8 protein-coding genes and 1 pseudogene are annotated in these 7,118 nt (G+C 68.6%); 5 read left to right on the top strand and 4 right to left on the bottom strand.

Annotated elements, in window-relative coordinates; genetic code table 11:
- The first annotated feature begins 253 nt into the window (after positions 1-253).
- Both ABZX85_RS50410 and ABZX85_RS50405 read left to right on the top strand, forming a co-directional pair.
- The gene (locus tag ABZX85_RS50410; RefSeq protein ID WP_355885172.1) at positions 254-1,096 is read left to right on the top strand and encodes a helix-turn-helix transcriptional regulator; all 843 of its coding nucleotides are present in this window, start codon (positions 254-256) and stop codon (positions 1,094-1,096) included.
- The gene (locus tag ABZX85_RS50405; RefSeq protein ID WP_355885171.1) at positions 1,078-1,278 is read left to right on the top strand and encodes a DUF397 domain-containing protein; all 201 of its coding nucleotides are present in this window, start codon (positions 1,078-1,080) and stop codon (positions 1,276-1,278) included. Before ABZX85_RS50410 ends, ABZX85_RS50405 begins: the two co-directional genes overlap by 19 nt.
- Before the next feature lie 63 nt (positions 1,279-1,341).
- Here the strand turns inward: ABZX85_RS50405 and ABZX85_RS50400 are convergent, their stop codons facing one another.
- Genes ABZX85_RS50400 through ABZX85_RS50390 form a run of 3 tightly spaced genes read right to left on the bottom strand, consistent with a single transcriptional unit; the run spans position 1,342 to position 4,477 of the window.
- Complete coding sequence (locus ABZX85_RS50400; protein WP_355885170.1) at positions 1,342-2,175, bottom strand: sugar phosphate isomerase/epimerase family protein; 834 nt, start codon at positions 2,173-2,175, stop codon at positions 1,342-1,344.
- Positions 2,172-3,329 carry a dihydrodipicolinate synthase family protein gene (locus ABZX85_RS50395; protein ID WP_355885169.1) on the bottom strand — a complete coding sequence of 386 codons (1,158 nt, stop codon included), beginning with the start codon at positions 3,327-3,329 and terminating at the stop codon, positions 2,172-2,174. The genes ABZX85_RS50400 and ABZX85_RS50395 overlap by 4 nt, the downstream gene beginning before the upstream one ends.
- Complete coding sequence (locus ABZX85_RS50390) at positions 3,326-4,477, bottom strand: Gfo/Idh/MocA family oxidoreductase (protein ID WP_355885168.1); 1,152 nt, start codon at positions 4,475-4,477, stop codon at positions 3,326-3,328. Before ABZX85_RS50390 ends, ABZX85_RS50395 begins: the two co-directional genes overlap by 4 nt.
- A gap of 381 nt (positions 4,478-4,858) precedes the next feature.
- Here ABZX85_RS50390 and ABZX85_RS50385 point away from each other — a divergent pair, with 381 nt between their 5' ends.
- The 3 genes from ABZX85_RS50385 (at position 4,859) to ABZX85_RS50375 (ending at position 6,952) form a co-directional block, all read left to right on the top strand.
- On the top strand, positions 4,859-5,905 hold the full coding sequence (locus ABZX85_RS50385) for a LacI family DNA-binding transcriptional regulator (RefSeq protein WP_355885167.1): 1,047 nt from the start codon (positions 4,859-4,861) through the stop codon (positions 5,903-5,905).
- 178 nt (positions 5,906-6,083) lie between these two features.
- Positions 6,084-6,608, top strand: coding sequence for a DUF6232 family protein (locus tag ABZX85_RS50380; RefSeq protein WP_355885166.1), 525 nt, complete (start codon positions 6,084-6,086; stop codon positions 6,606-6,608).
- 32 nt (positions 6,609-6,640) lie between these two features.
- Entirely contained in the window at positions 6,641-6,952 is a 312-nt protein-coding gene (locus tag ABZX85_RS50375) for a hypothetical protein (RefSeq protein WP_355885165.1), read from the top strand.
- Between the two features lie 82 nt (positions 6,953-7,034).
- Here the strand turns inward: ABZX85_RS50375 and ABZX85_RS50370 are convergent.
- Positions 7,035-7,118, bottom strand: a pseudogene (locus tag ABZX85_RS50370) (IS5/IS1182 family transposase); the annotation flags it as partial.

The following is a 7,118-nucleotide window of genomic DNA, read 5'->3' as shown; positions in this document are numbered from 1 at the left end:
GGAGCATGGCGTACTTGCCGAGGTGGTCCTGGTACTCGCCGACCTTGTCGGTGGCGGGGTCGTAGTAGAGGGTTCCCGGTTCCATCGGTTATCGGCCCTTTCGACCAACATCTATACGGAATGCGGCAGTTGTACTACTCTGCGTGTTCCTGGGTAAGAAGAGGATGGCCCAGGTTCGGGTGTCGGTGCAGCCGGAACAGGCGTTGGTTCCGGATGAGGCGGCCAAATTCCAAAAACGCCGGGAGGGGACGAGGTGCCACAGCGGAATGCGGTCACGGGACGCAGCCAGGAGCCGAGGAAGAGGTTCGCGCAGGAGCTGAGGAGGCTGCGGGAGGAGAAGGGGGAGACGCTTCAGCAGCTCGCGGACCAACTCGGGTGGGACGCATCGACGTTCGGAAAGCTGGAGAGCGGGCGGAACCTGGGGAGCCCGGAGATCGTCGAGGCGCTGGACCAGCACTACGGAACCACGCCGTTGCTGATGGCGTTGTGGGAGTTGGCGATCCTGGACATGAAGCAGTTCAAGGCGGAGTTTCGGCCGTACATGGTGTGGGAGGCCAAGGCGGTCAGCATGTGGCACTACGGCGCCGAAAACCTTCACGGTCTGCTTCAAACTCCCGCGTACGCACGGGAGTTCCTGGCGGCAGGCGGCATGACGGGTGACGAACTTGCCTCTCAGGTCGATGCGCGTATGAGCCGACGTGACCTCCTGGTCGGGGAGGACGCACCGACCTTCCGCTCGATCCTCTCGGAGGTCTCGCTGCGGACCCCGCTGGCCGACCTCGACGAATGGTGCATCCAACTCCAGCAACTGCTGGACCTGTCGGAGCTCAGCAACGTCACCATCCAGGTACTCCCGGCGTCCGTCGGTCTTCACGCCCTGACGAACACGGACACCATGTTCCTCCAGGACGCCTCCGCTCAGACCGTCGCCTGGGTAGAGACCGGTTACGACGGCGAGCTGTTCGAAGAAACTGATGACGTCCGGCGGCTTCAGCTCCGATACGATCGGGTTCGCGATTTGGCCCTATCCCCGGACGAATCGCGCGAGTTCATCCGGCGGCTGTTGGAGGAAGCACGGTGCGCGAAATCGACTTGAGAAGCGTCTCGTGGCGCAAGAGCAGCTACAGCAACCAGTCCGGCGGCGCCTGCCTCGAATTCGCCCCCAACCTCCCCTCCCTCGTCCCCGTCCGCGACAGCAAAACCCCCACCCTCGGCGCCCTCCTCTTCACCCCCGCCGCCTGGAACACCTTCGTCGACTCCGTCAAGGAATCGCGCTGACCTCACGCCGAGGCCCCGCCCAGGAGACGTTCCCGGGCGGGGCCTGTCGCGTGTTCCGCGAGGTCAGCGGATCGCGTGCTCTACAAACCTCGCCGCAGTCTCCGCGAGGAGTTCACGGCCGTCGCGGGCCCACAGGTCGTCGTTGAACAACTCGACCTCGATGGGGCCGGTGTACCCGGCCTCCTCGACATACCGCTTCCACTCGCGCATGTCGATCGCACCGTCACCGATCTGGCCCCGGCCGTTGAGCACCCCCTCGGGCAACGGGGTGATCCAGTCGGCGAGTTGGAAGGTGTGGATACGGCCGGAGGCCCCCGCGCGAGCGATCTGCGCGGGCGCGGTGTCGTCCCACCAGATGTGGTACGTGTCGACGGTGACGCCGACCTGGTGGGCCGGGAAGCGCTCGGCGATGTCGAGGGCCTGGGCCAGCGTGGAGACGACGCAGCGGTCCGAGGCGAACATCGGGTGGAGCGGCTCGATGGCGAGGCGGACGCCGTGCTGCTCGGCGTAGGGGCCCAACTCCCCCAGCGCGTCGGCGATTCGCTCGCGGGCGCCGTACAGGTCCTTGGAGCCCGCTGGGAGGCCGCCGGAGACCAGGACGAGCGTGTCGGTGCCGAGGGTGGCGGCCTCGTCGATGGCGCGACGGTTGTCGTCGAGGGCCGCAGCGCGCTCGGCGGGGTCGATGGCCGTGAAGAAGCCGCCCCGGCACAGAGTGGTGACCGTCAGGCCCGCGTCGCGGACCAGCTTCGCGGTCGCGTCGAGGCCGTACGTCTGGACGGGGTCTCGCCACAGGCCCACGCCGGGGATGCCCAACTCGACGCAGGCGGCGACGAGTTCGGGCAGCGAGAGCTGCTTGACCGTCATCTGGTTGATGGAGAACCGCGCGAGGTCGCTCACTGGGTCACCCCGTAGACCGCCAGCAGGCTCTTCATGCGCTCTTCCGCGAGCTTCGGGTCCGGGAACAGGCCGAGGCCGTCGGCGAGTTCGTAGGCGCGGGCGAAGTGCGGGAGGGAGCGGGCGGACTGGAGGCCGCCGACCATCGTGAAGTGGGACTGGTGGCCCGCGAGCCAGGCGAGGAAGACGACGCCCGTCTTGTAGAAGCGGGTCGGGGTCTGGAAGAGGTGGCGGGACAGCTCGACGGTCGGGTCCAGCAACGTACGGAAACCGTTTGTGTCGCCCGTGTCGAGGACGCGCACCGCCTCCGCCGCGAGCGGGCCCAGCGGGTCGAAGATGCCGAGCAGGGCGTGGCTGAAGCCCTTCTCGTCGCCCGCGATCAGCTCGGGGTAGTTGAAGTCGTCGCCGGTGTAGCAGCGGACGCCCTGCGGGAGCCGACGGCGCAGGTCGACCTCGCGCTGGGCGTCGAGGAGGGAGACCTTGATGCCGTCGACCTTGTCGGGGTGGGCGGCGATGACGTCGAGGAACGTGTCGGTCGCCGCGTCGAGGTCGGAGGAACCCCAGTAGCCGTCGAGTGCCGGGTCGAACATGGGGCCCAGCCAGTGCAGGACGACCGGCTCGGTGGCCTGGCGCAGGAGGTGGCCGTACACCTCCAGGTAGTCCTCGGGGCCGGTGGCCGCCGCCGCGAGGGCCCTGGACGCCATCAGGATGGCCTGCGCGCCGGACTCCTCGACGAGGGCGAGCTGCTCCTCGTAGGCCGCTCGGATCGCCGCGAGGGACCCGTCGGCCGTGGTGAGCTGGTCGGTGCCGACGCCGCACGCGATGCGACCGCCAACGGCCTTTGCCTCGGCGGCACTTCGGCGGATCAGCTCCGCCGCGCCGGCCCAGTCGAGGCCCATGCCGCGCTGGGCGGTGTCCATCGCCTCGGCGACCCCGAGGCCGTGGGACCAGAGGTGGCGGCGGAAGGCGAGGGTGGCGTCCCAGTCGACGGCGGCCGGGGAGTCGGGCGACACGTCGGCGTACGGGTCCGCGACGACGTGGGCCGCCGAGAAGACCGTACGGGAGGTGAAGGGGACGCCGGTGGTGACGGCGAGGGGTTCGGCGCGCGGCTCGTACGCGCGCAACCCGCCGTCCGGGGAGGGGAGTTGGATCGTCACAGCGAGATCTCCGGGACGTCGAGGCGGCGGCCCTCGGTGGACGACTTCAGCCCCAGCTCGGCGAGTTGGACGCCGCGCGCGCCGGCGAGGAGGTCCCAGTGGTAGGGGGCGTCGGCGTAGACGTGCTTGAGGAACAGCTCCCACTGCGCCTTGAAGCCGTTGTCGAACTCGCCGTTGTCCGGGACCTCCTGCCACTGGTCGCGGAACACCTCGGTGGCCGGGATGTCCGGGTTCCAGACCGGCTTGGGGGTCGAACTGCGGTGCTGGGCGCGGCAGTTGCGGAGCCCTGCGACGGCGGAGCCCTCGGTGCCGTCCACCTGGAACTCGACGAGTTCGTCGCGGTTGACGCGCACGGCCCAGGACGAGTTGATCTGGGCGATGGCGCCGCCGTCGAGCTCGAAGACGCCGTACGCGGCGTCGTCCGCCGTCGCGTCGTACGGCTTGCCGTTCTCGTCCCAGCGCTGCGGGATGTGGGTCGTCGCGAGGGCCTGGACGGACTTCACGCGGCCGAACAGCTCGTGCAGGACGTACTCCCAGTGCGGGAACATGTCGACAACGATGCCGCCGCCGTCCTCCGTGCGGTAGTTCCACGACGGGCGCTGGGCGGGCTGCCAGTCGCCCTCGAAGACCCAGTAGCCGAACTCGCCCCGGATGGAGAGGATGCGGCCGAAGAAGCCGCCGTCGATGAGGCGCTTCAGCTTGAGCAGGCCGGGGAGGAAGATCTTGTCCTGGACGACGCCGTGCTTGATGCCCTTGGCGTTCGCGAGGCGGGCCAGCTCCAGGGCGCCGTCGAGGCCGGTCGCGGTCGGCTTCTCGGTGTAGATGTGCTTACCCGCAGCAATCGCTTTCTTGATCGCGTCTTCGCGGGCCGAGGTGACCTGGGCGTCGAAGTAGATGTCGACGGTCGGGTCGGCGAGGACCGCGTCGACGTCCGTCGAGACGTGCTCCAGACCGTGCTCGTCGGCCATCGCGCGCAGGACGTGCTCGCGGCGGCCGACGAGGATCGGCTCGGGCCACAGCACGGTGCCGTCGCCGAGGTCGAGGCCGCCCTGCTCACGGATGGCGAGGATGGAGCGGACGAGGTGCTGGCGGTAGCCCATCCGTCCAGTGACGCCGTTCATGGCGATACGCACCGTTTTGCGTGTCACGTCGGTCCCTTCGGAGAAGTCGTACGCGGTGAGTGTGCGCCGCACGCACGCCTCTACCTGATCAGCGTCACAGCAAGCGCTTTCTATTACTCCTGGCAAGCTAGCCTCTGACCAGTGGTCCGGACAAGACCGTGTCCAGTTCGAGATGTTCGGGTTGTTCGAGGGGGCGAACGGGGCGGGGCTTCGGCCGTAGGGTCTGATCCTGCGGGTTCGGGGCTCTGATCCCGTGGATTCACAGGGCCTGGTTCCTCAGGCTTTCGCAGTGCCTGGCCACTCGGGCTTTCCCGGGGCCCGGCCACTGGGGCTTTCGCAGGGCCTGGTTTCTCAGGCCGGGGGACGTACGACGATGTACGACAAGATGTACGACCGGAGGACTACGAGATGACGGTGACCCTGGCGGACGTGGCGGCCCGCGCACAGGTCTCCCCCGCGACGGTGTCGCGCGTGCTGAACGGGAACTACCCCGTCGCGGCCTCGACCCGGGAGCGGGTACTGCGCGCGGTGGACGAGCTGGACTACGTCCTGAACGGGCCCGCGAGCGCGCTCGCCGCCGCCACCTCCGACCTCGTCGGCATCCTGGTGAACGACATCGCCGACCCCTTCTTCGGGATCATGGCCGGTGCCGTGCAGTCCGAGATCGGCGGGACCGGGGGGCGGGCCGGCGGGGAGCGGCTCGCGGTCGTCTGCAACACCGGGGGCGATCCCGAGCGCGAGCTGACCTACCTCACGCTGCTCCAGCGGCAGCGGGCCGCCGCCGTGATCCTGACCGGCGGCGCGATGGAGAACGAACCCCATGCCGCCGCCGTGGCCTCGAAGTTGCGCAAACTGGAGGGGGCGGGCACCCGGATCGTGCTGTGCGGACGGCCGCCGGCGCAGGACACCGGGGCGATCGCGCTCACCTTCGACAACCGGGGCGGGGGACGGGAGTTGACCGAACACCTCATCGGGCTGGGCCATCGGCGCCTCGGCTACATCGCCGGCCCCGAGGAGCGGACGACCACCCGGCACCGGCTCGAAGGGCATCGGGCGGCCCTGGAGGCGGCCGGGATCGAGGAGTTGGCCGGCTGGACCGTCCACGGGCCTTACGACCGGCGGGCGGGGTACGAGGCGACACTCGAACTCCTGCGCCGGGACCCGTCGTTGACCGCCGTCGTCGCCGCGAACGACTCCGTCGCGCTGGGGGCGTGCGCGGCACTTCGGGATTCGGGGCGGAGGATTCCGGACGACGTCTCCGTCGCCGGGTTCGACGATCTGCCGTTCAGCATCGACGCGGTGCCCTCCTTGACGACGGTGCGGTTGCCGTTGGCGGAGGCGGGGGCTCGGGCGGGGCGGATCGCGATGGGGCGGGAGGAGCCGCCGCCGGGGGGGATTGCCGTTATTCGGGGGGAGTTGATGGTGCGGGGGTCTTCTGGGGTTCCTCGGGGGTGAACGGGGGGGCTCGGGGCGAGCGGGGTGGTTCCTCGGGGTGAGCGGGGGTTTCTCGGGGTAATCGAATAAATCAGCGGAACCCTCTTTTTCTCGCATTTCGCTTGCCGTGTCATGAGTTCCCGAGGATGCTCTCATTCAGTCGGGGGTGCGTCTTCGGGCGTCGGTTCGGGGGACCGTCATGGCCAAGCGTGAAGTCATCAACATCCGGGTCAGCAGGCGAATCCTGTGGGTGGGCGCGGAGGCGTATCCACTGCACAACATCGCGCGGGCGACGACCGTCCGAATAGAGCCACGCCGGATGGCCGCCGTGGGGGAATTCCTCGGGTACGCACTGCTCCTGCTGATCGTCTCGGGGGTGATCGTGGGGGCCGCCGGGCACGGGGAGCTGAACGACTCGGACAGCGAGACCGTCCGGCAGCTCGCCACCTTCCTCTGTGTCGGGATCGGGCTCCTTCTCATCGCCCGGCTGGCGTCCGTGCTAGTCAAGCCGGTCTATCACGCGCTCGTCATCGAGACCGCCGGAGCGCCGTACACCGCGCTCGTCGGCACGGACAAGGCGGTCGTGTCGGGGCTCGTCTTCCAGATCATGGACGCCATCGACAATCCCGAGGCGGAATTCCAGGTGTCGGTCGAGAACTATCACATCGGCGACAAGATCAATATGGTCGGCGGCAACAATAACGTGGGGAAGCGGGAGAATTGAACACTGACGAGAGTGGACGCCGTAATTTTCATGTGGGCGACGTGGTGAACATGCACGGGGGTTCGGGGAACGTCGGAAAGATACAGAACACGTATCAGTCGTCGGGGGATGCGCGGGGGGAGTTTCGGGAGCTGCTCGATGCTGTTCGGGTGTTGCGGGAGCGGGTGTCGGGGGCGGATCGGGAGACGATCGACGAGTCGTTGCGAGTGATCGGGGATGGGGGTGGAGGCGGGGGTGAGGCCGGGTTGCGGCGGGCGTTGACCGCGATCATGGGGGTGGCTGTGGTGGTCGGGGAGGTGGGGGCGCCGGTGGTGGAAGCGGTGCGGAGGGTGTTGGGCGGGTGAGGTGGGGGGTGATCGGTGGTGAGGGTGACCGGTGGCGGGTGAGTGACAGGCGGTGGGTGGGTGGGTGAGTGAGTGAGCCTTTTCAGCGGTGCCGCTCCAGGGTGAGGATGGCGGCTGCGATTGACGACATGCGGTTGGGACTGCACCGGGCCTTGCGGAAGATCCG

Source organism: Streptomyces sp. NPDC004539, from assembly GCF_040610055.1.
GTDB lineage: Bacteria > Actinomycetota > Actinomycetes > Streptomycetales > Streptomycetaceae > Streptomyces.
The sequence above is the reverse complement of the archived record's forward strand: the minus strand, read 5'-3'. Positions and strand labels throughout refer to the sequence as shown.

Coding starts and splice junctions, on each gene's coding strand:
- ABZX85_RS50380 (WP_355885166.1), top strand. CDS start 6,084: ATGGCCAAGCGTGAAGTCATCAACATCCGGGTCAGCAGGCGAATCCTG.
- ABZX85_RS50385 (WP_355885167.1), top strand. CDS start 4,859: ATGACGGTGACCCTGGCGGACGTGGCGGCCCGCGCACAGGTCTCCCCC.